This window comes from Amycolatopsis sp. NPDC114504, assembly GCF_055633595.1.
The window spans coordinates 260,162-282,687 of record NZ_JBVKDU010000003.1; the positions used below are offsets into that span (position 1 = coordinate 260,162).

A 22,526-nucleotide genomic window follows, 5' to 3' on the forward strand; every position below is an offset into this window, starting at 1 on the left:
TCCTACGACGTTTCCGGGAGGGCGAAGACGATCAGGGCGCTGCCGTGGCCCGCGCCGAGCATGCCGGGCAGGAACCCCTCGGCCCAGCCGCCCCAGCCGACCGGCACGGCGATGTACTGCCTGCCGTCGACCGAGTACGTCGTCGGGCTGCTGTGGTGCCCGCTGCCGCATTGGAACTGCCACAGCAGCTCGCCCGTGCGGGCGTCGAGCGCGTTGAACTCACCCGACGGCTCGCCGGCGAACACCAGGTCGCCACCCGTGGCGAGCGTCGACGCGCACATCGGGAGCTCGTTGCGCCAGCGCCACTTCTCCTCGCCGGTCGCGTCGAAAGCGCTTACCGAGCCGGCCATGTCGTCGATGTCCACCGCGACACCCGCGCCCCAGTACGGGATGCTCTCCCGGAACTCCCGGCGCCGCCGGGTGGCCGTGGCCCCGGTGTCCTGCACCGGAACGTAGAAGAGCCCCGTCTTCGGGCTGTAGGACGCGTGCGTCCACTCCTTGGCACCGGCCGGACCCGGGTAGAAGTGGACCGGCTCGCCTTCCTTCTCCGGGTACACCTTGGCCGTGACCTTGCCGTCGCGCGTGATCGCGCCCCACGTGATGCGGTCCACGAAGGGGGTGATCCGCACCAGCGAGCCGTTCGTGCGGTCGAGGACGAAGAAATAGCCGTTCTTGTCGAAGTGCCCGAGCAGCTTGCGCCCGTCGTGCTCGAACAGGATGCACTCGGCGATGCTGTCGTAGTCCCACAGGTCGTGCGGCGTGCACTGGTAGTGCCAGCGGATCCGGCCGCTGTCGACGTCGACGGCGACGATGCTGTCGGTGTAGAGGTTGTCGCCTTCCCGGACTTCGCCGTCGAAGTCGGGCGCCGGGTTGCCGGTGCCGACGTAGAGCAGGTTCGTCTCCGGGTCGAACGTGCCGGTGAGCCAGCAGTTCGCGCCGCCCCGCGCCCAGGCCTCGCCCTCGGTGGGCCAGGTTTCCGAGCCGGGTTCGCCGGGCTTCGGCACCATGTAGCAGCGCCACTGGTGGTCGCCGGTCTCGAGGTCGAACGCGTCGAGGTGACCGCGCACCCCGAACTCGCCGCCGGAGCTCCCGACGATGACGAGGTTCTTCACGACCAGCGGAGCGACGGTGGCGCTCTCGCCGGCGCGCACGTCGCCGTAGGTCTTGGCCCACACCCGCTTGCCGGTGGTGGCGTCGAGGGCGACCAGCCGCGCGTTCGCCGTCACGAAGTAGACCTTGCCCGCGGCGACCGCCACCCCGCGGTTGACGTTCCCGCAGCACAGGGAGACGTCGAACGGGACGGCGTGCTTGTACCGCCAGATCTCCACGCCGGTCTTCGCGTCGAGCGCCCACACCCAGCCGTCCCAGCCGGAGAGGAACATGACGCCGTCGACGACGATCGGCGCGGCTTCGAAGGAGTAGGTCGACGCGCCCGCGATCAGGCCGGTCGTGCCGGCCTGGAAGATCCACGCGGGGACGAGCCGCTTGACGTTCTCGGTGCTGATCTGGTCCAGCGTGCTGTAGCGCTGCCCGTCGTAGGCGCCGTAGTAGGTGATCCAGTTGTGCGATTCCTCGCGGGCGTTGAGGATGCGCTCGTACCCGAGCCGGGCCACCACCGGCGGCGCGACCTCACCGCCCGCGACCTTGCCGCTCAGCGTGCCCTGGTCGATGGCCTCGCCCGCGTCGACGTACTCGACAGTCATGTCCTGTTCCTCCCTACGGCCGCGGCTGCTGGGGCCGGTCGAGGCGGGCTTCCGGCGGCGCGTCCCCGAGGACGACGATCGCCCCGGTCAGGCCCCGGCCCTCGTCGTTGCCCGTCGGCGAGCTGAACCAGTAGTACCCCGGCCCGTCGAGGTCGAGCGTCGCGCGACCCCGGGAATGGTTGACCAGCCAGAGGAACTTGCGGTCGCCGTTGCTCGGCAGCAGCGCGCAGTGGGTGTTCCGGTCGTCGTTGATGATCTCGAGGTCGATCTCGCCACCGTGCGGCATGACCAAAATGGACGGATCCCAGGTCAGCTCGTCCGGGTTGATGCGGATGGTGGCCTGCAGCCGGCCGTTCCGTCCCTCGACGGCCTGGCCGATGGTGCCGGTGCCCAGCACCGCGCCCAGCGCGGCCTTGTTCTGCGCGTCCAGCCCGATCTTGTTGAGCAGGTCGGTACGCTCCTGAATGCTCGTCATCGGCCTTTGTCCTCCTCGCGCCGATTTCGTGCCGGAACAAAGCACGGTACGCCGGAGCCGGCCGGCGAACGGGGCTCGCACCGCTCATCAGCGACCGGCTACCGTTCACAGCCGATCGGGCCCCACTGGCGGTCGAGGTTCATGACCCGGTCCCACGCGGCGACGAAGTCGCGCACGAACTTCCCGCCGTCGCGTCCGTTCGCCCCGGGGTGAACGGGACTTCGACGCCGGCCGCTTGCTCGAGGGCCGCCACGCCGGCCAGGACGATCAGGTCGGCGAGCGAAATCTCTTTCCCGGAGGCGATCCCCGTCAGAACGCGCAGCACCTCGGCCAGCTCGCCGGGCTCGTTGACGTCCCAGTTCCGCTGCGGATCCAGGCGGATGCGCGCCCGTTCGCGCCGCCCCGCTTGGCGGTGACGCGGAACGTCGAGGCCGACGCCCACGCCGTGGCGACGAGCCGGCCGATCGGCAGTCCGGAAGCGAGGATTTCCCCTTTGAGCACGGCGATGTCCGCCGCCGCGACGACCACGTGGGCCACGGCGGGCACCGGGTCCTGCCAGCGCAGCCGTTCCGCCGGGACCAGCGGGCCGAGGTAACGCTCGCGAGGCCTCAGGTCGAGGTGGGTGAGCTTGAACCAGGCCCGCGCGAACGCGTCCGCGAGCCGGTCCGGGTGCGCCAGGAAGTCCCGGGCGATCGGCTCGTAGCCGGGGGTCCACGCGCACCGCGAGGTCCGTCGTCAGGATCGTCGGGGCGTGCGTCCGGGCGGGTCGTGGGCGTCGGGCACGGTGCCGGCTCCCCCGCCGGCTCGCGGGATCCACTGCCACAGCCCGCCCGGGCTCAGCTCCAGGTCCCACTCGTAGCCGAACACCGTCTCGAGGTAGCAGTTGTCCCAGCGCGTCGGGGTGGGCGTCCACGTGTCTTCCAGCCCGCTGGAGACGGCGTCCGGGTCCGCGACGCCGTGCGTCTTGCCGAACGTGTGCCCGCCCGCGATCAGCGCGACGGTCGGGCCGAGGTGAGCGGGTCCGGGACGGTGTTCGGCCCCTCCGGGCTGACGTAGACGAGGCCCATCTGGTCGGCCGCCCGCGAAGCCGAAGGTCGTGAAGCCCATCGTCTCCAGGGCGCGGTTGCCCGCGAAGACCATCAGGTCGACCCAGGAGATCTTGCGGCCGTACTTCCGCTTCACCGGCCAGAGCACCCGCGCGCCTTATCGAGGTTGCAGTTGTCCGGCCAGCTGTTCTGCGGGGCGAACCGCCGCATGCCCGCGGCCGTCCTCGGCGCGGTAGGTCCCGGCGCAGTGCCAGACCATCCGGAGCACGAGCGGCCCGTAGTGGCCGAAGTCGGCGGGCCACCAGTCCTGCGACGTCATCAGCACGGCGTCGACGTCCCTCGCCAAGGCGTCGAGGTCGAGGGTCCGGAACTCCGCGGCGTAGTCGAAGTCCGCTCCCAGCAGGTCCGGCCACCACGCGCGCACGCTGTCTCCCACGCCGGACCTCCGGGGCTCAGAGGTGCAGCGCGCGGCGCACCGCCGGTGCGTTCCGGCGGGAGACCGGCACCAGCTCGTCCGCCCCGTCTTCCATGACGAGCCACAGCTCGCCCTTGTGCCCGCGCTCGATCTCCCGGATGCGGCTGAGGTTGACGATGTACCGGCGGTGCACCCGCAGGAACCCGTCGTCCGCCAGCTCGGTGTCGAGCTTGTCCAGGCTCGGCGACGCGGCCCGCAGGCGTCCTTGCGCGGTCGACAGCCACACGTCGCTGCCCTCCGACTCCGCGAGGGAGACCTCCGGCAGCCGCAGCAGCACCATCCGGTTGTCCCGCACGCCGACCAGCCGGCGCGGCTCCTCGCGGGGACGCGCGGGCCGCTCGGCCGGGGGTAACTGCTCTCCTTCGGAGACGCCGAAAGAAATCAAGTGCCCGATCAGGTTCGCGGACGAAAAGACGGGCCGGATGCTGATCGCCGTCGGCTCGTCGGCGAGGTGCGTGAAGATCCGCGTCGAGCCGACCCAGCCGGGGTTGCCCGCCGCCTGCTTGCTGGCGTGCCGGGCGGCGGCGATCAGCTCCGGCAGCCCGGGGTTCCACCGCAAGGTCGCGTCGACGGCCGGGGTGGCGGCCGGGACGCCCATGAGCACGCTCGCCGTGTCGTCCGCGATCACCGCCTTGCCCGCGGTGTCGACCGCGGCCAGCGGCACCCCGGAGCGGGCCCCGGCCTGGGTGTAGGCGGCGACCAGCTCGGCACCGCTGTCCCGGGCACGGCGTTTCAGCGCGCGCTGGGTCTTGGCGACCGCGTTCGCCAGCCACCCGCCCGCGGCCGGGGGCAGCCGGTTGCGCCAGCAGGAGAGGTTCAGGCCCCCGATCGGCTCCCCGGTCACCACGTTCCGCACGGCGATGCCCGCGCTGACCCAGTGGTGGAACGCCTGGCACCAGTGCTCGGCGCCGCTGATCAGCACCGGGCCGTGCGCTTCGAGGGCCGTCCCCATGCCGTTCGTGCCCGCCGCGCACTCGGACCAGCAGAACCAGGGAGCCAGGTTGAAGTCGGTGGCGCGGGCGAGCGTCGCCTGGTCGCCCCACTCGGCCAGGATCCGGCCGGCGGCGTCGGTGACGCTGACGACACCGCGCAGGCTGCCCATCTCGTGCGCGACGGAGGCGGCGCGGAACCCCAGCTCGGCGAAGACGACGTCGTGCTCGGGGGTGTGGTCGCGGTCGCCGGCGGCGACCGGGGCTTCGGTCAGGTGGGGGTCGACCCGGTACCGCTCCCGGCAGCGGTGCCAGGAGATGGCCACGACGGGCCGGACGCCGGGGACCTGGTCCTCGCCGCGCACGAACCGCTCCCACGCCTCGAACACGGCGTCCCCACCGGGGTTCGCCGCGCTCCCGTCGAACCGACGTGCATCCATTATGGTGGGTAACCACCTTCGGCCTGTGACAGCTGCTTCGTCACCGCGTCACGATCGGTATGCCCACCGTAGGCTTCGCCGCGCGGTCGAGCACATCCCTCGGCCAGCGGAACCCGTACCGCCGATCGCCGCAGCCGGAACGCCGGATCCGGCTCAGCGGCAGGGTTCCTGGTGCGCCAGGGTGCACGAAACCCTGGCCCACACCGTCTTGCCGGCCACCGGCAGGTCGTCGCGGGAGCCCCACGCCGTCGCCAGCCGGTCGACGAGGTACAGGCCGCGCCCGCCGAAGCCGGTCCCGGCCGAAGCCCGGAGCCGGGGCGGGGTCAGGGAGTTGTCCTCCACCCCGATCGTCACCTCGCACGGCTCCGCGTGGCGCGTCAGCCGGAGCCGGCGCGCGCCGCCCGCGTGCTCGTACGCGTTCTGGACCATCTCGTTCAGCACCAGCAGGACGTCTTCGCGGTGCGGCTCGCCCAGGTCGCCCAGCTGCCGGGCCGCCCAGCGGCGGACGGCGGCGAGGTCGCCCGAGCCCGTGCCGTGGAGGTCGTACAGCGCCGGGTCGCCGTCGCCGGGGTGGCCGGTCATTCGGCCGGCAGGGCTTCGGCCAGGTCGGCGACGACGGGGATGAGCTCGTCGAGCCCGGTGATGTTCAGCGCGCGCTTGACGGCGTACTGGCTCGCGACGACCTTGACGCCCACGCCGCGTTCGCGGCTGCGGCGGTGGAGCCCGGCGAGGATGGTCAGCCCCGCGGAGTCGATGAACCCGACCTCGGTGAGGTCGACGACGACGAGCTCGGCCGCGGTGGTGTCCACGCTCTCCTGGGCGAGCTCACGGCGGAACTCGGGAGCCGTGCCCGCGTCGATCTCCCCGGCGACCTCGACCACGTGGGCCGCGCCGGCCCGCCGGTGCGAGATGCGCAGGACCACCGGCTCGCCCTCGTCCACTGCTCGGCCCCTTTCCGCGGCGCGCGCGCCGACCCCGCCAGCCTACGGGCCGGGTCTCCGCGCCCCGCGGGGGATCGGCCGGTACCGGGAACCCCGGCCGGGCAGGCCGCCAGGCTAAAGTTCGCGGACGTACCGAAGCGAGGAGACTCTGGATGACTGCGGGTCAGGGGCAGCTGTCGGATTTGCTGCGCGAACACGGCGAGAGCCTGGTCGAGCGCTGGGCCGAGCTGGCCGGGGCCGGCCTGCGCGGGCGCATGACGACCACGGAGCTGCGGCGCGAACTGGGCGACCTGTTCACCATCCTGCTGCCGGTGGCGGACGAGTCCGCCGCCGGGCTCCACGATGACCGGCAACGCGAAATCCGGGCGTTCCTGGCCGACCTGTCCCGGAACCGGGCGCGCCAGGGGTTCAGTCCCACCGAAACCGCGGCCAGTGTCTTCGCGCTGAAGCAGGCCGTCTTCGAGCTCACCGAAAACGACGACGACCCCGAGGTGTTCCGCCGGCTCATGGCGTTCTCCGGGCTGCTCGACGGGCTGGGCCTGTGGACGTTCGAGTCGTACGCGGCCGCGCGCGAGGAGATCATCCGGGAGCAGTCCGAGCAGCTGCTCGAGCTGACCACCCCGGTCGTGAAGCTGTGGGAAGGCGTCCTCGCGGTGCCCCTGGTCGGCACCCTGGACTCGGCGCGCACCCAGGTCGTGATGGAGAAGCTGCTCGAGAGCCTGGTCGAGACGAGCTCCCAGCACGCGATCATCGACATCACCGGCGTTCTCGCCGTCGACACCCAGGTGGCGCAGCACCTGCTCAAGACCGTCGTCGCGGCGCGGCTGATGGGTGCCGAGTGCACCATTTCGGGCATCCGCCCCCAGATCGCCCAGACGATCGTCGCGCTCGGGATCGAGTTCGGCGACATCACGACCAAGGCGACGCTCGCCGACGCCCTGCGCCACGCCCTGCGCTTCGAGGGCGTGGAGCTCGTGCACGGCGAGAAGAGGCCCGCCTGATGGAGCGGATCCCGATCCTGAAGATCGGCGACATCCTGCTGGTCTCGATCCAGGTCGACCTGGAGGACCAGAGCGTCCTCACGCTGCAGGAGGACCTCGCGGAGAAGATCAGCACGACCGGCGCGTCCGGGGTGGTGATCGACATCTCCGCGGTCGAGATCGTCGACTCCTTCATCGGGCGGATGTTCGCGACGATCGCGTCGCTGTCGCGGCTGTTCGACGCCGACACCGTGGTGGTCGGCATGCGGCCGGCCGTCGCGATCACGCTCGTCGAGCTCGGCCTCACGCTCGGCGACGTCCGCACGGCCCTGAACCTGGAAAAGGGCATGGCGATCCTGCAGGGGCTCCGGGCGGCCCGGAGATGACCTCGGCCGGCGAGGCGGAGGAGATCCCCATCGTGACGGACTCCGACGTCGTCCGGGTCCGCCAGTCGGTGCGTTCCCTCGCCCAGCGGATCAAGCTGTCCCTCGTCGACCAGACCAAGCTCGTCACGGCGACCAGCGAGCTCGCCCGCAACACCCTGGTCTACGGCCAGGGCGGGCACGCCCGGATCGAGCTCGTCGGCGACGGCCGCCGCACCGGCGTCAAGGCCCTCTTCCACGACGACGGGCCCGGCATCCCCGACACCGACCTCGCACTGGCCGACGGCTGGAGCAGCGGCAAGGGCCTCGGCCTCGGCCTGAGCGGGGCCCGCCGGCTCGTGGACGAGTTCGCACTGGACACCGAGGTGGGCCGGGGCACCGAAGTGACCGTGGTCAAGTGGTCGCGATGACCTCCGCCGACTGCCTGCCGGTGACCGAGGACGTCGCCTGGGTGGCCGTCGACGATCCGACGGCCACCGGCCGGGCGCGCCGGATCGCCACCGGCCTGGCCGAGCGGCTCGGGTTCTCCGAGCGGCGCACCGCCGAGGTCGGCATCGTCGTCACGGAGCTGGCCACGAACCTCGACCGCCACGCGGAGCACGGCACGCTCCTGGTCCGGTCGGTCCGCGCGACCACCCACGCCGCGGTGGAAGTCGTCGCCACCGACCGCGGCCCCGGCATCGGCGACCCGGCCGCGGCGATCGCGGACGGCCACTCCACGGCGGGCACCCTCGGGGTCGGGCTCGGCGCGGTGCACCGGCTCTCCGACGCCGTGACGGTGTTCTCCGAGCCGGGCCAGGGCACGGTCGTCACCGCCCGGTTCCGGCCGGCCGCGGTGGACCTGGCCGACGACGACGCGGCCGGGATGACCCGGCCGATCACCGGCGAAGACGTCTGCGGTGACGCCTACGCCGTGATGCGCGCGAACGGCCGGCTGCGGCTGATGATGTGCGACGGCTCCGGGCACGGCCCTCTGGCGGCCAGCGCGGCGCGGGAAGCCGTCCGGGTCTTCTGCGAGCGGCCGGCCGGCGAGCCGCCGGAACAGGTGATCGCGGCGATCCACGCGGCGCTGCGCAGCAGCCGGGGCGGCGCCGTCGCCGTCGCCGACCTCGCACCGGCCGAGGGGCGGGTGCGCTTCGCCGGGCTGGGCAACATCGCCGCGTCCGTCGTCCTCGGCGACCGGAAGCAGGGCATGATCTCGGTGCCCGGGATCGCGGGCTACCAGGCCCGCACGATCCGCGCGTTCGACCACGAGCTGCCGCCGGGCGCCGCGGTCGTGCTGCACAGCGACGGGCTCACCGAGAAGTGGCGCCCCGGCCAGTGGACCGCCCTGTTCGACAGCACCCCGCTGGTGATCGCCGCCGCCCTCGTGCGCGACGCCGGCGCCCGCAACAACGACGACGCGGGCGTCCTCGTCGGCAAACCGCGGCCATGACCTCCCGGCGCCGCGCGAACGAGCTGCTGCGGATGGCCTTGTCGGCCGAGTCCGGCGTGTTCGCGATGCGGCAGTACGGCCGGGAAACAGCCCAGGCCATCGGCCTCGACCGGCAGGACCAGGTCCGCGTGGCCACCGCCCTCAGCGACGTCGGCCGCGACCTGGTGCGCGGGGGTATCGAGGCGACCGTCGTCTTCTTGCTCGTCTCGACGCCGGCCCGCGGCCTGGCGATCGAGTTCACCTGGCAGGGGCCGCCCGCCGACGACGTCCTGGACGTCAGCCGTGACACCATGGCCCGGCTGATGGACGAGGTCGCCACCACCCACGAGGCCGGCCGCGCCACCATGACCATGACGAAGGGCACGACGGCAGGTTCAGCGCCCATGGACATTTCTCTCGACGCCCTGCGCGAACGGCTGGCCGGCGGCAGAGCCGCCGGCCCGCTCGACGAGCTGCGCGCGCAGAACCAGGAGCTGCTCAGCGCGCTCGAGGACCTCGAAAGCAAGCGGCGGGAGCTACTGCGGCTCAACGAGGAGCTCGAAGAGACCAACCAGGGCGTCGTCGCGCTGTACAAGGAGCTCTCCGAAGAGCTCGAAGAGACCAACCGCGGCGTCGTGGCGCTCTACGCCGAGATCAACGAGAAGACGACGCAGCTGGCCGCCGTCAACGAGGCCAAGACCCGCTTCTGGTCGAACATCAGCCACGAGCTCCGCTCGCCGGTGAACTCGATCGTCGGCCTCGCGCGCCTGCTCGGCGCCGCGGGATCCGAACCGCTCACCGGCGACCAGCGCCGCCAGGTCCGGCTGATCAACGACTCCGGCGAAACCCTGCTCGCCCTCGTCAACGAGCTGCTCGACACCGCCAAGGCCGAATCCGGCCGGCTGGTCCCCCAGCCGACGCCCGTCGACGTCCGCGCCGTGCTCCTGCACCTGGCGGGCGTGCTGCGGTCGACCGTCCCGGCCGGTGTCGAGCTCCGCATCGACGACGCCGAGGTCGCCACGCTCGTCACCGACGAGACCATGCTCGTGCGCATCCTCCGCAACCTGCTCTCCAACGCCATCAAGTTCACCGAGCGCGGCTCGGTGGGGGTTTCGGTGACCGCGACCGGCGACGAGCACGTCCGCTTCACCGTGACCGACACCGGCATCGGCATCCCGGCCGGACAGCTCAAGCGCGTCTTCGAGGAGTTCCACCAGGTCCGGAACAAGCTGCAGGCGAAGACCTCCGGCACCGGGCTGGGACTGTCCTACGCGCGGAAGCTGGCCGAGATCCTCGGCGGCGAACTCGACCTGACCAGCGAAGTCGGCCGGGGCACCACGGCGGAGCTGCGGTTGCCCGCCCGGCCCTACGGCGGCGACATCACCGCGCTCGGCAGCGTCCTCGTGGTCGACGACGACCCGGTGTTCCGCGACGAGTTCACCCGCCGGATCGCCGAGCTCTCCCCCGAGGTCCGGGTGGCCGGCGACGGCCGGGAAGCCCTGGAGACGCTGTCCGGGTTCCGCCCCGACGTGGTCTTCCTCGACCTCGCCATGGCCGGCATGAACGGCCGGGAGGTCCTCACCGTGCTCCGGGCGAAGGCGGAGCACGGCGACCTGCCCGTCGTCGTGGTCACCTCGGCCGTCCCCGACGGGCTCGACCTCACCGCGGCCGGGCTGCGCGCGGCCCTGCTGCTCAAGTCGCAGATCTCCGCCGAAACCGTCAAGCTCGCGGTCGGAGAAGCGTTCGCTGTAGTGCGGAGGACGTGAAATGGCGAAGCCGGCCGCGACCATCCTGATCGTCGACGACATGGAAGCCAGCCGCTACCTGGCGAGCAGCTGGTTGCGCCGCAACGGCTACCGCGTCGTCGAGGTGGGCACCGGCGGCGCCGGGCTCGAAGCGGTCGCCGAGCACCGGCCGGACCTCGTCCTGCTCGACGTCAACCTCCCCGACATCAGCGGGATCGAGGTCTGCGAGCGGATCAAGGCGGACCCGGCGACCTCCGCCATCCCGGTGATCCACATGTCCGCCACCGCCATCGAGATCGACGACCGGGCCCGCGGGCTCAACCGCGGCGCCGACGGCTACCTCGTCGAACCGGTGGACCCGGCCGAGCTGGTCGCGGTGGTCGAATCGGCGCTGCGCTACCACCGCGCCCGCGCCGTGGCCGAGCTGCTGGCCCACCGGCTCACGAAGCTCACCGAAGCCACGCTCGCGATCAACTCCGCGACGACGTTCGACGGCTTCCTCGCCGCGGTCGCGGCGGGCGCGGCGGCGATCTTCGCGGCCCCGGCGAGCGCGCTGGCGACGACGCCACAGGGCTCGGTGCGCACCGCGAGCGCCGCCGTGGACCACCGGCAGGCCACCGGCACCGAGCCCGCCGTGCTCGACAACCTGACCGCGTCGCTGCTGCAGCCCCACATGCGCACCACCGTCAGCGGCGGCCACGAGCTCGGGTGGCGGCCCGGGCGCGGGTCGACGATCGTGCTGGCCCGGGCGAAACCGGGCGCCGACGTCGTGTGCGTCGCGGTCGACGACGCCGTGGCGGCCACCGACCAGGACCGCGACGTGCTGATCCAGCTCGGCCAGGTGAGCGCGCTGGCCGCCGACGCCCTGCGCACCCTGTCCCGGGAGCGCGACCTGGCCGTCGCGCTGCAGCGGAGCCTGCTGCCGCGCCGGCTCCCGAGCAGCCGTGAGCTGCCGATGGCGGCCCGCTACCTCCCGGCGTCGAGCCACACCGAGATCGGCGGCGACTTCTACGAGGTGACCGAGCTCGACGGGCGCCTCCTCATCGCGGTGGGCGACGTCTCGGGCCACTCGCTCCAGGCGGCGCTGGTGATGGGCGAAGTGCGGCACGCGTTGCGCGCGTACGCCGTCGAAGGGCACGGCCTGGTGGAGATCCTCGACCGCCTCGACGCGTTGGTGAGCCGCTTCCACCCCGACGGCCTGACGACGGCGTGCCTGATGCTCCTGGACCCGGCGACCGGCGCGACGGAGGTGGCCTGCGCGGGGCACATCCCGCCGCTGCTGGCCGACGCCACCGGAACGCGCTACCTCGACATCCGCGGCCCGCTGCTCGGCGTCGGCCTCCGCCGCCCCCCGGCGACGAAGCTCGAGCTCCCGGTGGGCACCCTGGCGCTCCTGATCACCGACGGGCTCATCGAGCGCTCGGGCACGGACCTCGACGCGGGGATGGCGGCCCTGGCGGGAGCCGTCGCGCACGACGCGGACCTCGAGGTGCTGTGCGACAAGCTGCTCGACGAGTTCGGCCGCGACGCCCAGGACGACATCGCCCTGCTGGCCTTCCGCCGCCACGCCTGACCGGCTCGGCGAGTACGGCAGTTCGCCTAGCGGTCGGTCAGCAGCGGGACGGCGGCCAGCCAGGCCAGCGCTTCCCGCGTGTCGTGGTGGATCGGGAGGACGCGATCCAGGCCGAGCGTCGCGATCGGCCGCAGCAGTGATCTCGTGCGGCCCGCCAGTGCGAACGGCACCCCGTGCAGGACGGCGTCCGCCGTGACGTCCACCAGGATCGTCAGGACCCGGGCCGCGCAGAACGTCACCGCCGCCGCGTCGAACACCAGGGCCGCCGGTCGGCGCCGCAGCTCGCGGTCCAGCAGGGCCATGAGGTCGTCCGTGACGGCGAGGTCGAGGTCACCGGCCGCCGTGACGACCGTCGCCTCGGCGGTCGTGCTCACCTCGAAGGACCCTGAAGCCACGGTGGGCCTCCTCAACGGAAAACCGTGCGACGGAACCGCCGTCGCGCCACCGTACACGCTCCGGGCGTCAACCGAGCAGAGCCGGGATGGCGGTGTGACCGTTGGACAGGAACGACGGGACGGTGGTCAGCTCCGCCGGGTCCACGGCCAGCCGGAGCCCGGGGAACCGCGCGAACAGCGCGGGCAGGGCGATCGCGGCCTCGAGCCGGGCCAGCGGCGCACCCAGGCAGAAGTGCACGCCGTGCCCGAAGGCCAGGTGCTGCTTGTCCTCGCGGGACAGGTCGAACTCCTCGGCCGTGACGCCGTGTTCGGCCGGGTCGCGGCCGGCCGCCGCGTAGGCCGCGATGATCGCTTCGCCCTGGCCGATGATCGTGCCGTCGTCCAGCGCGATGTCCTCGATCGCGTACCGCAGCGGCAGGTACGGCACGGGAGCCTGCCAGCGCAGCGTTTCCTCGATGACCGCGGCCCACGTGTGGTCGCCGCGCAGGACGGCGGCGAGCTGGTCGGGATGGGTCAGCAGGGCCGTGACGGCGTGGTCGAGCAGGTTGACGGTGGTCTCGTGGCCCGCCGTGAGCATGAGGATGAGGGTGTCGACCAGCTCGTCGGCGTCGAGCCGGGTGGCGTCCTCGGCCCGCGCGGTGATCAGGGCGCTGGTGAGGTCTTCGCCGGGGTTCGCGGTCTTGTCGGCGATCAGGCCGCGCATGAGCTCGTACAGCTCCAGCGAGTTCGCCTGGGCCTGTTCGGCGGTGACGGTGGTGTCGAAGATGGTGTCCACGACCGAACGCACGGCGGACCGGCGATCGACCGGCACGCCGAAGAGCCGGCAGATCACTTCGACCGGCAGCGGGTAGGCGAACTCCTCGCGCAGGTCGACCGGCCCCGCACCCCTGCGCCCGAGCCGGTCGAGCAGCCCGGTGGTGATCTGCTCGACCTCCGGGCGCATGGCCTCCACCTGGCGCACGGTGAAAGCCTTGGACACCAAGGCCCGCAGCCGCCGGTGGTCGGCGCCGTAGGTGGTGAACATGTTGCGGACCGACACCCAGATCAGCAGCGGCCAGTCATCGCCGATCCGCCCTTCGCGCAACGCGGTCCAGTGCGCGCGGGGGTCCTTCGACACCCGCGGGTCGGTCAGCAGCTTGCGCAGGGTGGCCGCGTCCGCGACCGCCCACGCCGGGACGCCACCGGGCAGCTCCACGAGCCCGGCCGAGCCTTCGGCACGCAGGAGCCGTCCCTCTCCGTGCACGTCCTGGCCGGTCACGTCGAGCCGCAAGACGTTGCCCCTGGTCATCTGGTTCCTCCCGCAGCCGGACCGGCCTGACCGTAGGCCGTCCTTCCGGTTTTACCAGCAGGGCAGCGGATTCCGGCACGGTGGTGGGAGAATGAGCACCACGAATAGGGGTGCCCCCTGCCCGCCGTCAGCTCGGCTGGAAGAACGCGAGCAGTCTCCGCGCGGCGTCCGGCGACATCAGCAGTTCCTTCATCTCCGCGGACTTCCGGCCGACGGCGCCGGTGCGTTCGAACATTTCGCTTTCGTACTCGGCGATGGCGGCGGGGACGTCGTCCGGGTGCGCGGCCAGCGCGAGACCGAGCGAGACACCGTCGAGCAGGGCCATGTTGGCGCCCTCGCCCACCGCGGGCATCAGGTGCGCGGCGTCGCCGAGCAGCGTGACGTCCGGCTTCGACGGCCAGGTCAGGCCGACCGGAAGGGTGAAGAACGGCCGCCCCACGACCGTGTCGTCGCAGGCCGCGATCAGCGCGGTGAACCGCGGGTCCCAGCCGGGGAGCAGCTCGATCAGCCGCGCCCGGGCGGCGGCCGGGTCGTCGAACGGGATCCCGCTGGTGGCGAAGAAGTCCTCGCCGGTGTGGTAGAAGCTGAGGCCGATGCGGACGCGGCCGTCGCCGTTGCGCTGCGCCACCAGGGACTTCCCGTCGCCGAGCACCCAGTAGTTGCCGCGGCCGACCATCGCCGCGAGGTCCGGGTGCGTGCGGTCGACGTCGGGAATGCCGACCTCGACGGCGTTCTGGCCGATGTGCGCCGGACGGGCGTCGGTGACCAGCGCGCGGACCCGGGACTGCGCGCCGTCGGCGCCGACCAGCAGGTCGTAGGACGCGGTGCGGCCGTCGGTGAACCGCACGACACCGTCGCCGGCGGACTCGAACGCGTGCCCCCAGCGCACCGCGTCTTCGGGGATGGAGTCCAGCAGCAGGTCGCGCAGATCGGCGCGGTCGACCTCGGGCCGCAGGAGCGGGGCGTCGTCGGGCGTGTCCTCCTGGAGCAGCAGGGTGCCGTCCGGCTCGAGCAGCCGCATGTCCTGGCCTTCACCCCGGGCGATCGCGTGGAACCCCTCGATCAGGCCGGTCTCGCGCAGCGCCCGCTGGCCGGAGTGGATGTCGAGCATGCCGCCCTGGCCACGCGCGTCGCGCGAGGACTCCCGTTCGTACACGACGGCGTCGATGCCCTTCACGTGCAGCATCCGGGCGAGGGCCAGGCCACCCGGCCCGGCGCCGACGATGGCGATCTTCATGGGTCCCCCTTCGATACACCGTATTGTCAAATACACTGTATCGAAGGATGCGATGTACTGTCACCCGCATGGTGGTGTGGGAACGGCCGGAGCCGCCGGACCGGCCGGTGCCGGGCCCGCTGAGCCGGGAGCGGATCGTCAAGGCGGCGATCGCGCTGGCCGACGCGGCCGGTCTGGAAGCGGTGTCGCTGCGCAAGGTCGCCGCCGCGCTCGACGTCGGGCCGATGCGGCTGTACGGCTACCTCGCCACCAAGGACGAGCTGCTCGACCTGATGGTCGACGCGGTCTACGCCGAGATCCGGCCGGCCGGGGACGACTGGCGGGAGGTGCTGACGTCGGTCGCCGAACTGACCCGGCGGGCCGCGCACCGGCACGAGTGGCTCGCCGACCTGATCGGCGGGCGGCCCCAGCTCGGGCCGAACGCGCTGGCCAGGGGCGAGGCCGTGCTGTCCGCGCTGGGCGGCATCGACGTGGACGTCGTGATGCCGGTGGTCAGCGCGGTCGACGCGTTCGTGATCGGCACGGTCCGCCGCGAGATCGCCGAGCGGCGCGCCGAGCGAAGCTCCGGGCTGGACCAGCGAGCGTGGCAGTCCGCCTACGGCCCTTACCTGGAACGGATGTTCGCGACCGGCCGGTACCCCGCGCTGGAGACGGTCGTCCGCGACGCCGCGCACCTGAACGCCGAGCAGACCTTCCGGACCGGCCTCGGCTTTCTCCTCGACGGCATCGGAGCCGGCGTGACCGTCAGCGGCGGAGACGGGCGATGAACTCGTCGAGCTGACCGAGCTGCCGCTCCGGGGTGGCCTCCCTCGGCGAGAGGACGCCGAGGATCTGCAGGCCCATGAGCATCGAGAGCAGCTCGTCCACGACGGCGTCGATGCTCGGCGGCTCGCCGATCTCGCCGTCGGCCGCCGCCTCCGCCAGGAGGGCGCTCATCTCCACGCGCCAGCGGTTCATGAAGCCCGTGTGCATCTCGGCCTTTTCGGGTGAGTTCAGCGCCTGCTGCCAGAACGTGATCGCCAGCCGCGCCTCGGTGCGGCGCTCCTCGTCCAGCGGCATGATCTCCAGGCACAGCGTCCGAAGTCCGGCCAAGCCGTGGCGATCCCCTTCCGCTTTGTCGGCGCGGGTGTTCGTCGCGTCGAAGATGTGCTGGAAGGCGGCGGTGAGGACGGCGTCCTTGTTCGGGAAGTAGTAGAGCAGCGCCCCGTTCGCGAAGCCGGCCGCTTCGGCGATCCGCCGGGTGGTCACCGACTGGATGCCCTCCTCGGCGACGAGCCGCCACACCACCCCGATGATCTCCCGGCGGCGCGCGTCGTGATCGACAACCTTGGGCACGGGTGCTCTCTTTCCGACGGCGGCACGTCCTGCCAGCCTAGGTGTAGTGCCCGGGGAGGTTGCGATCGTGGCGACACGTGATCGGATGATCTTGGCGTGAGGAGGGCCTCCGGGTTCGGTGTGGATTGCGACATCTACCCCGAGCAACGGAGGCCCTCGTGACCCACGCTAACGCACCCTTGACCCCGGCCGGGCGGGCACGGCTTGCCCGGTGTGTCGTCGACGATGGCTGGCCGCTGCGGCGTGCCGCGGAGCGGTTCCAGGTGTCGGTATCGACCGCCCTGCGGTGGGCCAGCCGCTACCGCGAGCACGGCGAAGCCGGGATGAGCGACCACTCCAGCCGGCCGCACATCAGCCCGAACCGCCTCCCCAGCAGAGTGGAGCGGCGGATCGTCAAGGTCCGGGTGCTTCGCCGGTGGGGACCCTCGCGGATCGCTTACCTGCTCGGGCTCAATCCCTCCACGGTGCACCGGGTCCTGGTCCGTTATCGCTGTTCCCGGCTTTCGCATCTCGACCGTGCCACCGGCCGACCGGTCCGCCGCTATGAACATCCCGCACCCGGCGACCTGGTGCACGTGGACATCAAGAAGCTGGGCAACATCCCCGACGGCGGCGGGCACCGGGTCACCGGCCGGGCCGTCGGTCTGCAGAACAAGAAAGCCACCACCGCAACTCGTTACCGCCACGGCACACCGAAGATCGGGTCCAGTTACCTGCACAACGCGGTGGATGATCATTCCCGGCTTGCCTACAGTGAGATCCTGCCGGATGAGACCAAAGAAACCGCGGTCGCGTTCTGGGCACGAGCTCAGGCGTTCTTCGCCGCTGCCGGGATCACCGTCGCGCGGGTGCTGACCGACAACGGGTCCTGTTACAAGTCCTATCTCTGGCGCGACACGCTGCGCGACGCGCACATCGCTCACAAACGCACGCGTCCCTACCGGCCGCAGACGAACGGGAAGGTGGAGCGGTTCAACCGCACCCTGCTCGAGGAGTGGGCCTACGCGCGCCCTTACCGCTCAGACCGCGAGCGACGCGAGGCCTACCCGGGATGGTTGCACACCTACAATCACCATCGCGGCCACACCGCACTCGGCGGCAAACCACCCGCCAGCCGCGCCCCCAACCTCACGGGTCAGTACACCTAGGCCGTGACCCAGCCGTGACTTCCGGCCCTCTTTATTTTGTACAAGTGCTCAGTATAGTTGCCGCCACGCGCTCAAGGAGGACGCCGATGCCTCAGCATCCGCTCGCCCCGGTGACGGCCGAAGAGATCCGGACCGTCCGCGAAACCGCCGAGAAGGCCGGACTGATCGCCGAAAGCACCCGGTTCGTCTACGCCGGCCTCGAAGAACCGCCGAAAGCCGAAGTGCTCGACGGCACCGCGGGCCGCCGGTTCCGCGCGCTGCTGCTGGACCTCGAGACTCAGGTGTCGCGGGACGTCGTCGTCGACGTGCTCGCCGCCGAAGTCGTCTCCGCCACCGAGCTCGACACCGCGACCAGCGGCCAGCTTCCCGTACTGGACGAGGAGTTCGAGCTCGTCGAGCAGGTCCTCTCGACCGACGAACGCTGGCTCGCCGCGCTCGAAGCCCGCGGTCTGGCGGTCGAGAATGTCCGCGTGGCCCCGCTTTCCGCCGGCGTCTACGCCGACGAATACCCGGGCGAGTCCGGCCGGCGGATCCTGCGCGGCCTGGCTTTCCTGCAGGAGAAGGAAACCGACTCGGCGTGGGCCCACCCGATCGACGGCCTCGTCGCCTACGTCGACACGATGAACCGGGTCGTCGACCAGGTCATCGACAGCGGTCCGGTACCGGTGCCGCGCGAGTCCGGCAACTACGACGACCCCGCGGTGAGCGGTCCCCTTCGCTCCACGCAGAAACCGATCGAGATCACCCAGCCCGAAGGGTCGAGCCTGCACCTCGACGGCAACCTCCTCACGTGGGAGAAGTGGTCGCTGCGCGTCGGGTTCGATGCCCGGGAAGGCCTGGTCCTGCACCAGATCGGCTTCGACGAAGGCGGTGGTGGTACTGGCGTCCGCCCGATCGTCCACCGCGCGTCCATCGCCGAGATGGTCGTGCCCTACGCCGACCCGGCGCCGGTGCGGTCGTGGCAGAACTACTTCGACACCGGCGAGTACCTCGTCGGCCGGTACGCGAACGCGCTCGAGCTCGGCTGCGACTGCCTCGGCGAGATCACCTACCTGGACGCGGTCATCGCGGACGAACGGGGTGAACCGAAGACCCTCCCGAACGCCATCTGCATCCACGAAGAGGACTTCGGGATCCTGTGGAAGCACACGGATCTGTGGTCCGGCTCGGCCCAGACGCGGCGGCAGCGCCGGCTGGTCGTCTCGTTCTTCACCACGGTCGGCAACTACGACTACGGCTTCTACTGGTACTTCTCCCTGGACGGCACGATCGCGTTCGAGACCAAGGCGACCGGCGTCGTCTTCACCTCGGCCCACGACGGCGGCGACTACCCGTACGCGTCGCAGATCGCGCCCGGGCTCGGCGCGCCGCTGCACCAGCACCTGTTCAGCGCGCGGCTCGACATGACCGTCGACGGCGTCCGCAACCGCGTCGAGGAGATCGACGTCGAACGCGTGCCGATCGGGCCGGACAACCCGCGGGGAAACGCTTTCACCACGCGCCGGACCGTGCTCGAGAGGGAGTCCGAAGCGCAGCGCGACGCCGATCCCGGCCGCAACCGGGCCTGGCACATCGTCAACCCCGGCCGCGAGAACCGCCTCGGCCGCCCGGTCGGCTACGCGCTGATCCCGGAAGGCCTGCCGACCCTGCTGGCCGACCCGGCGTCGTCCATCGCGCGGCGCGCCGGGTTCGCCACGAAACACCTGTGGGTGACGCGCTACGACCCGGCCGAACGGTATTCGGCGGGCGACTTCGTCAACCAGCACGCCGGCGGGGCCGGGCTCCCGGCCTACGCGGCCCAGGACCGCTCGCTGGACGGCGAGGACGTCGTCGTCTGGCACACCTTCGGCCTCACCCACGTGCCGCGCCCCGAGGACTGGCCGATCATGCCCGTCGATTACACGGGCTTCACCCTCAAGCCGGTCGGGTTCTTCGACCGCAACCCGACGCTGGACGTGCCGCCGTCGGCGAGCGCGCACTGCCGCCACGAGGGAGGCCAGGCATGACCCCCGCGAACCTCGTCGTCACCGGCGGCCGGATTCGGACGCAGGACCCGGCGCGGCCGTGGGCCGAAGCGCTGGCCGTGCTCGTCGCGGTCGGCGGCGACGCCGACGTCCAGGCGTTCATCGGCCCGGACACGGTCGTTCACGACGTCGGGGGCGCGCTGGTGGTGCCGGGCCTGATCGACGGGCACGTCCACCTCAACCTCGGCGGCAGCCAGGCCGCCTTCGAACTGCCGTTGCTGCCGACCGACGACCTGGCCACGATCCTCGAGAAGGTCCGTGACTGGGCGGAAAAGCTCGCTCCGGACGCGTGGCTCGTCGGCGGCCGGCCGGTGCTGCTGCGCGACGACAGCATGCACAACCGGTGGGTCAGCTCGAAAGCGTTCGAGGCAATGGGCGTCCGGGCCGATTCGCCGGACCCGGAAGGCGGCCGGTACGTCCGCGACGCCGAAGGCCGGCTGACCGGTGTGCTGCACGAAGCGGCGTCCGCCCAGGCCGAAAGCGCTTTCGCCCGCTCGATCACCGACCTCCCGGCCCGGACCGCCACCGCCGTGCGCCGCGCGATCGAGGTCCTCAACGGCTACGGCGTCACCTCCGCGCAGGAAGCGGCCACGATGCTCGGGCCCGCGACCGCCCTGCACGACCTCGAAGCGGCGGGCGAGCTCAACGCCCGGGTCGTCCTCTCCGGACCGGCGAGGCCGTTCCTCGAAGACGGCGTCGTCGGCGAGGATCTCTTCGCGCAGCTGGAAAAGCTGCGCGGGGAGCTGGTGCGCCCCGACTTCGTCAAGATCGTGCTCGACGGCGTCCCGATGACCCGCACCACCACGCTGCTGGCACCTTATCGGTGTCACCACGGGGAAGAACCGTTCCGCGGCGAGGCCTACTGGACCCTGCCGGAGCTGGTCGAGCAGCTGACCCGGTGCACCGAACTGGGGCTGGGCGCGAAGCTCCACGCGACCGGCGACGCGTCGGTCCGGCTGGTGCTAGACGCGGCCGAACGGATCCGGCGGGCGGGGTCGGGCATCGGCCTGCAGATCGCCCACGCGGAGTTCGTCCACCGCGACGACATCGGCCGGTTCGGCGCGCTGGACGTCGTCGCCGACCTCTCCCCCTACATCTGGTACCCCAGCGTCATCCAGGACAGCATCGGCGCGCAGATCGAGCCGGAGCTGATCGAGGAGTCCTGGCCGGTGCGGGACCTCGTCGACGCGGGCGCGCTCGTCGCGGCCGGTTCGGACTGGCCGTGCGCCGCGCCGACGCCCGACCCGTGGACCGGCGTGGAAACCCTGGTCACCCGCGCGAACCCGGACGGCCGGTTCCCCGGCACGCTCAACCCCGGTCAGGCCGTCACCGTCGAGGAAGCGCTGGCCGCCTTCACGACCAACCCGGCGAAGGCGATGGGGATCGACGACGTCGCGGGCCGGCTGGCACCCGGGTACGCGGCCGACTTCCTCGTACTGGACCGGAACCTGTTCGAGATCGACCCCGGCGACATCCACGCCACCGTGGTCGAGCGGACGTACTTCGCCGGACGGCTCGTCCACCACCACGAGCCGTCGAATCCCTGACGCCCCCGTCTCCCTCGGAGCCGACCATGGCCGAACCGCGCACCACTCCCGTCCCCTCCACCGACACCGGTCACACCCTGCGCGGTTCCATCGGGATCGCCGGGATCGTCTTCCTCGTCGTCGCGGCCGCCGCCCCGCTGACCGCGATCGGCGGCGCGCTGCCGGTCATGCTCGCGATCAGCAACGGGCCGGGCGTCCCGCTCGCCTACGTCGTCGTCGCGGTCGTGCTGCTGCTGTTCAGCGTCGGCTACGCGACCATGAGCCACCACGTCGTCGACGCGGGCGCGTTCTACGCCTACGTCACGCGCGGGCTGGGCCCGGCGACCGGGCTCGGCGCGGCCGGGCTGGCGCTGCTGACCTACACCGCCATCCAGGCCGGGATCTACGGCCTGGCCGCGACGACCCTGCAGGGGCTCATCACCCACTACGGCGGGCCGTCGATCCCGTGGTGGGTCCTCGCCGGGGTGCTGCTGCTCACCGTGGCCCCGCTCGGTTACCGCAGCATCGACCTCGGGGCCCACGTGCTCGGCGTGATGCTGGTGCTCGAGATGAGCGTGCTGGCCGTGCTCGCCGTGACGATCCTCGTCCAGGGCGGCCCGGAGGGGTATTCGGCCGGCTCGTTCAGCCCGTCGGGCTTCTTCCACGGCGCCCCGGGGATCGCGATCATGTTCGCCGTCGCGTCGTTCATCGGGTTCGAGGCGACCGCGATCTACGGCGAGGAAGCGCGGTCCCCGAAACGCACCATCCCGAAGGCGACCTACATCGCCGTCCTGCTGATCGGCGTGTTCTACGCGGTCTGCAGCTGGACGATGGTCATCGCCTACGGGCCGTCGAAGGTGGAAGCGGCGGCCGGCGGCGACACCGCGGGTCTCGTCTTCAGCGCGGCCGCCCAGTACCTGGGCAGCACGTACGCCGACATCATGAACGTCCTGCTGCTGACGAGCCTCTTCGCCGCGCTGCTGGCGTTCCACAACGCGATCGCGCGCTACCTCTACGCCCTCGGCCGCCAGGGCGCCGGCCCGGAGGCGCTGGCCCGCACGCATCGACGGCACGGCTCGCCGCACATCGGCTCGCTCACGCAGTCGGCGTCGGCGGCCGTGATCCTGGCGGTGTTCGTCCTCGCGGGCAGCGACCCGGTGCTGAACCTGTTCACCTGGATGTCCGGGCTGGCGACGGTCAGCATCCTGGCGCTGATGGTGCTCACGGGCGTCGCGATCATCGTGTTCTTCGCCCGGAACCGGGTCGACCCGCGGCTCTGGCACACGCGCGTCGCGCCCGCGCTCGGCCTGGCGGGGATCGTCGGGGTGACGGTACTGGTGCTGGTGAACTTCACGACGTTGATCAGCGGCTCGGCGACGCTGGCGGCGATCCTGCTGGCGCTCGTGGTGCTGTTCTTCGCCGCGGGCCTCGTGGTGGCCCGGTTCACCCGCGCGAGCCGGTGAAGGCGT

Annotated in this window: 24 protein-coding genes; 11 read left to right on the top strand and 13 right to left on the bottom strand. The window is 71.7% G+C overall.

Annotated features, from left to right (window positions below):
- Positions 1 to 2: 2 nt before the first annotated feature.
- The 9 genes from ACZ7PG_RS22565 to ACZ7PG_RS22605 form a co-directional block, all read right to left on the bottom strand.
- The gene (locus ACZ7PG_RS22565; RefSeq protein ID WP_470241058.1) at positions 3 to 1,703 is read right to left on the bottom strand and encodes a PQQ-dependent dehydrogenase, methanol/ethanol family; all 1,701 of its coding nucleotides are present in this window, start codon (positions 1,701 to 1,703) and stop codon (positions 3 to 5) included.
- Positions 1,704 to 1,716: 13 nt separating this feature from the next.
- The gene (locus ACZ7PG_RS22570; protein WP_470241059.1) at positions 1,717 to 2,178 is read right to left on the bottom strand and encodes an MSMEG_3727 family PQQ-associated protein; all 462 of its coding nucleotides are present in this window, start codon (positions 2,176 to 2,178) and stop codon (positions 1,717 to 1,719) included.
- Positions 2,179 to 2,317: 139 nt separating this feature from the next.
- Positions 2,318 to 2,560, bottom strand: coding sequence for a peroxidase family protein (locus tag ACZ7PG_RS22575; protein WP_470242380.1), 243 nt, complete (start codon positions 2,558 to 2,560; stop codon positions 2,318 to 2,320).
- Entirely contained in the window at positions 2,488 to 2,724 is a 237-nt protein-coding gene (locus ACZ7PG_RS22580; RefSeq protein WP_470242445.1) for a hypothetical protein, read from the bottom strand. Before ACZ7PG_RS22580 ends, ACZ7PG_RS22575 begins: the two co-directional genes overlap by 73 nt.
- A 189-nt stretch (positions 2,725 to 2,913) precedes the next feature.
- Entirely contained in the window at positions 2,914 to 3,372 is a 459-nt protein-coding gene (locus tag ACZ7PG_RS22585) for a peroxidase family protein (protein ID WP_470241060.1), read from the bottom strand.
- A 9-nt stretch (positions 3,373 to 3,381) separates the two neighbouring features.
- Positions 3,382 to 3,660 (bottom strand): hypothetical protein, encoded by a 279-nt coding sequence (locus ACZ7PG_RS22590; protein ID WP_470241061.1) that lies wholly within the window; start codon positions 3,658 to 3,660, stop codon positions 3,382 to 3,384.
- A 16-nt stretch (positions 3,661 to 3,676) separates the two neighbouring features.
- Positions 3,677 to 5,068 carry a LytTR family transcriptional regulator DNA-binding domain-containing protein gene (locus tag ACZ7PG_RS22595; protein ID WP_470241062.1) on the bottom strand — a complete coding sequence of 464 codons (1,392 nt, stop codon included), beginning with the start codon at positions 5,066 to 5,068 and terminating at the stop codon, positions 3,677 to 3,679.
- A gap of 153 nt (positions 5,069 to 5,221) precedes the next feature.
- Complete coding sequence (locus tag ACZ7PG_RS22600; protein ID WP_470241063.1) at positions 5,222 to 5,650, bottom strand: ATP-binding protein; 429 nt, start codon at positions 5,648 to 5,650, stop codon at positions 5,222 to 5,224.
- A complete protein-coding gene (locus ACZ7PG_RS22605) occupies positions 5,647 to 6,009 on the bottom strand; it encodes an STAS domain-containing protein (protein ID WP_470241064.1) in 363 nt (120 codons plus the stop codon). The genes ACZ7PG_RS22600 and ACZ7PG_RS22605 overlap by 4 nt, the downstream gene beginning before the upstream one ends.
- A 152-nt stretch (positions 6,010 to 6,161) precedes the next feature.
- Between ACZ7PG_RS22605 and ACZ7PG_RS22610 the strand changes: the two genes are divergently transcribed.
- The 6 genes from ACZ7PG_RS22610 to ACZ7PG_RS22635 are packed head-to-tail and all read left to right on the top strand — an operon-like array spanning position 6,162 to position 12,104.
- Positions 6,162 to 7,010 carry an STAS domain-containing protein gene (locus ACZ7PG_RS22610; protein WP_470241065.1) on the top strand — a complete coding sequence of 283 codons (849 nt, stop codon included), beginning with the start codon at positions 6,162 to 6,164 and terminating at the stop codon, positions 7,008 to 7,010.
- A complete protein-coding gene (locus ACZ7PG_RS22615) occupies positions 7,010 to 7,375 on the top strand; it encodes an STAS domain-containing protein (RefSeq protein ID WP_470241066.1) in 366 nt (121 codons plus the stop codon). Before ACZ7PG_RS22610 ends, ACZ7PG_RS22615 begins: the two co-directional genes overlap by 1 nt.
- A complete protein-coding gene (locus tag ACZ7PG_RS22620; RefSeq protein ID WP_470241067.1) occupies positions 7,372 to 7,782 on the top strand; it encodes an anti-sigma regulatory factor in 411 nt (136 codons plus the stop codon). Before ACZ7PG_RS22615 ends, ACZ7PG_RS22620 begins: the two co-directional genes overlap by 4 nt.
- Positions 7,779 to 8,807 (top strand): ATP-binding SpoIIE family protein phosphatase, encoded by a 1,029-nt coding sequence (locus ACZ7PG_RS22625; protein WP_470241068.1) that lies wholly within the window; start codon positions 7,779 to 7,781, stop codon positions 8,805 to 8,807. The genes ACZ7PG_RS22620 and ACZ7PG_RS22625 overlap by 4 nt, the downstream gene beginning before the upstream one ends.
- Entirely contained in the window at positions 8,804 to 10,552 is a 1,749-nt protein-coding gene (locus ACZ7PG_RS22630) for an ATP-binding response regulator (protein WP_470241069.1), read from the top strand. Before ACZ7PG_RS22625 ends, ACZ7PG_RS22630 begins: the two co-directional genes overlap by 4 nt.
- Position 10,553: 1 nt before the next feature.
- Complete coding sequence (locus ACZ7PG_RS22635; RefSeq protein ID WP_470241070.1) at positions 10,554 to 12,104, top strand: SpoIIE family protein phosphatase; 1,551 nt, start codon at positions 10,554 to 10,556, stop codon at positions 12,102 to 12,104.
- A 26-nt stretch (positions 12,105 to 12,130) separates the two neighbouring features.
- Here the strand turns inward: ACZ7PG_RS22635 and ACZ7PG_RS22640 are convergent, their stop codons facing one another.
- From ACZ7PG_RS22640 to ACZ7PG_RS22650, 3 genes are all read right to left on the bottom strand, one after another.
- On the bottom strand, positions 12,131 to 12,499 hold the full coding sequence (locus ACZ7PG_RS22640) for an STAS domain-containing protein (RefSeq protein WP_470241071.1): 369 nt from the start codon (positions 12,497 to 12,499) through the stop codon (positions 12,131 to 12,133).
- Between the two features lie 67 nt (positions 12,500 to 12,566).
- The gene (locus ACZ7PG_RS22645) at positions 12,567 to 13,787 is read right to left on the bottom strand and encodes a cytochrome P450 family protein (RefSeq protein WP_470241072.1); all 1,221 of its coding nucleotides are present in this window, start codon (positions 13,785 to 13,787) and stop codon (positions 12,567 to 12,569) included.
- 127 nt (positions 13,788 to 13,914) lie between these two features.
- The gene (locus ACZ7PG_RS22650) at positions 13,915 to 15,024 is read right to left on the bottom strand and encodes an FAD-dependent oxidoreductase (protein ID WP_470241073.1); all 1,110 of its coding nucleotides are present in this window, start codon (positions 15,022 to 15,024) and stop codon (positions 13,915 to 13,917) included.
- A gap of 68 nt (positions 15,025 to 15,092) precedes the next feature.
- Here ACZ7PG_RS22650 and ACZ7PG_RS22655 point away from each other — a divergent pair, with 68 nt between their 5' ends.
- Complete coding sequence (locus ACZ7PG_RS22655) at positions 15,093 to 15,791, top strand: TetR/AcrR family transcriptional regulator (RefSeq protein ID WP_470241074.1); 699 nt, start codon at positions 15,093 to 15,095, stop codon at positions 15,789 to 15,791.
- On the opposite strand, the gene ACZ7PG_RS22660 is transcribed toward ACZ7PG_RS22655, so the two are convergent.
- Positions 15,769 to 16,359: a TetR/AcrR family transcriptional regulator gene (locus tag ACZ7PG_RS22660; RefSeq protein ID WP_470241075.1), complete on the bottom strand. Its 591-nt coding sequence runs from the start codon at positions 16,357 to 16,359 to the stop codon at positions 15,769 to 15,771. The genes ACZ7PG_RS22655 and ACZ7PG_RS22660 overlap by 23 nt on opposite strands.
- A gap of 158 nt (positions 16,360 to 16,517) precedes the next feature.
- Here ACZ7PG_RS22660 and ACZ7PG_RS22665 point away from each other — a divergent pair, with 158 nt between their 5' ends.
- The 4 genes from ACZ7PG_RS22665 to ACZ7PG_RS22680 are packed head-to-tail and all read left to right on the top strand — an operon-like array spanning position 16,518 to position 22,520.
- Positions 16,518 to 17,507, top strand: coding sequence for an IS481 family transposase (locus tag ACZ7PG_RS22665; protein WP_470241076.1), 990 nt, complete (start codon positions 16,518 to 16,520; stop codon positions 17,505 to 17,507).
- Positions 17,508 to 17,551: 44 nt separating this feature from the next.
- A complete protein-coding gene (locus ACZ7PG_RS22670; protein ID WP_470241077.1) occupies positions 17,552 to 19,513 on the top strand; it encodes a primary-amine oxidase in 1,962 nt (653 codons plus the stop codon).
- Entirely contained in the window at positions 19,510 to 21,078 is a 1,569-nt protein-coding gene (locus ACZ7PG_RS22675) for an amidohydrolase (protein WP_470241078.1), read from the top strand. The genes ACZ7PG_RS22670 and ACZ7PG_RS22675 overlap by 4 nt, the downstream gene beginning before the upstream one ends.
- 26 nt (positions 21,079 to 21,104) lie before the next feature.
- Positions 21,105 to 22,520, top strand: a complete 1,416-nt coding sequence (locus ACZ7PG_RS22680; protein WP_470241079.1) for an APC family permease — start codon at positions 21,105 to 21,107, stop codon at positions 22,518 to 22,520.
- Positions 22,521 to 22,526: the final 6 nt, after the last annotated feature.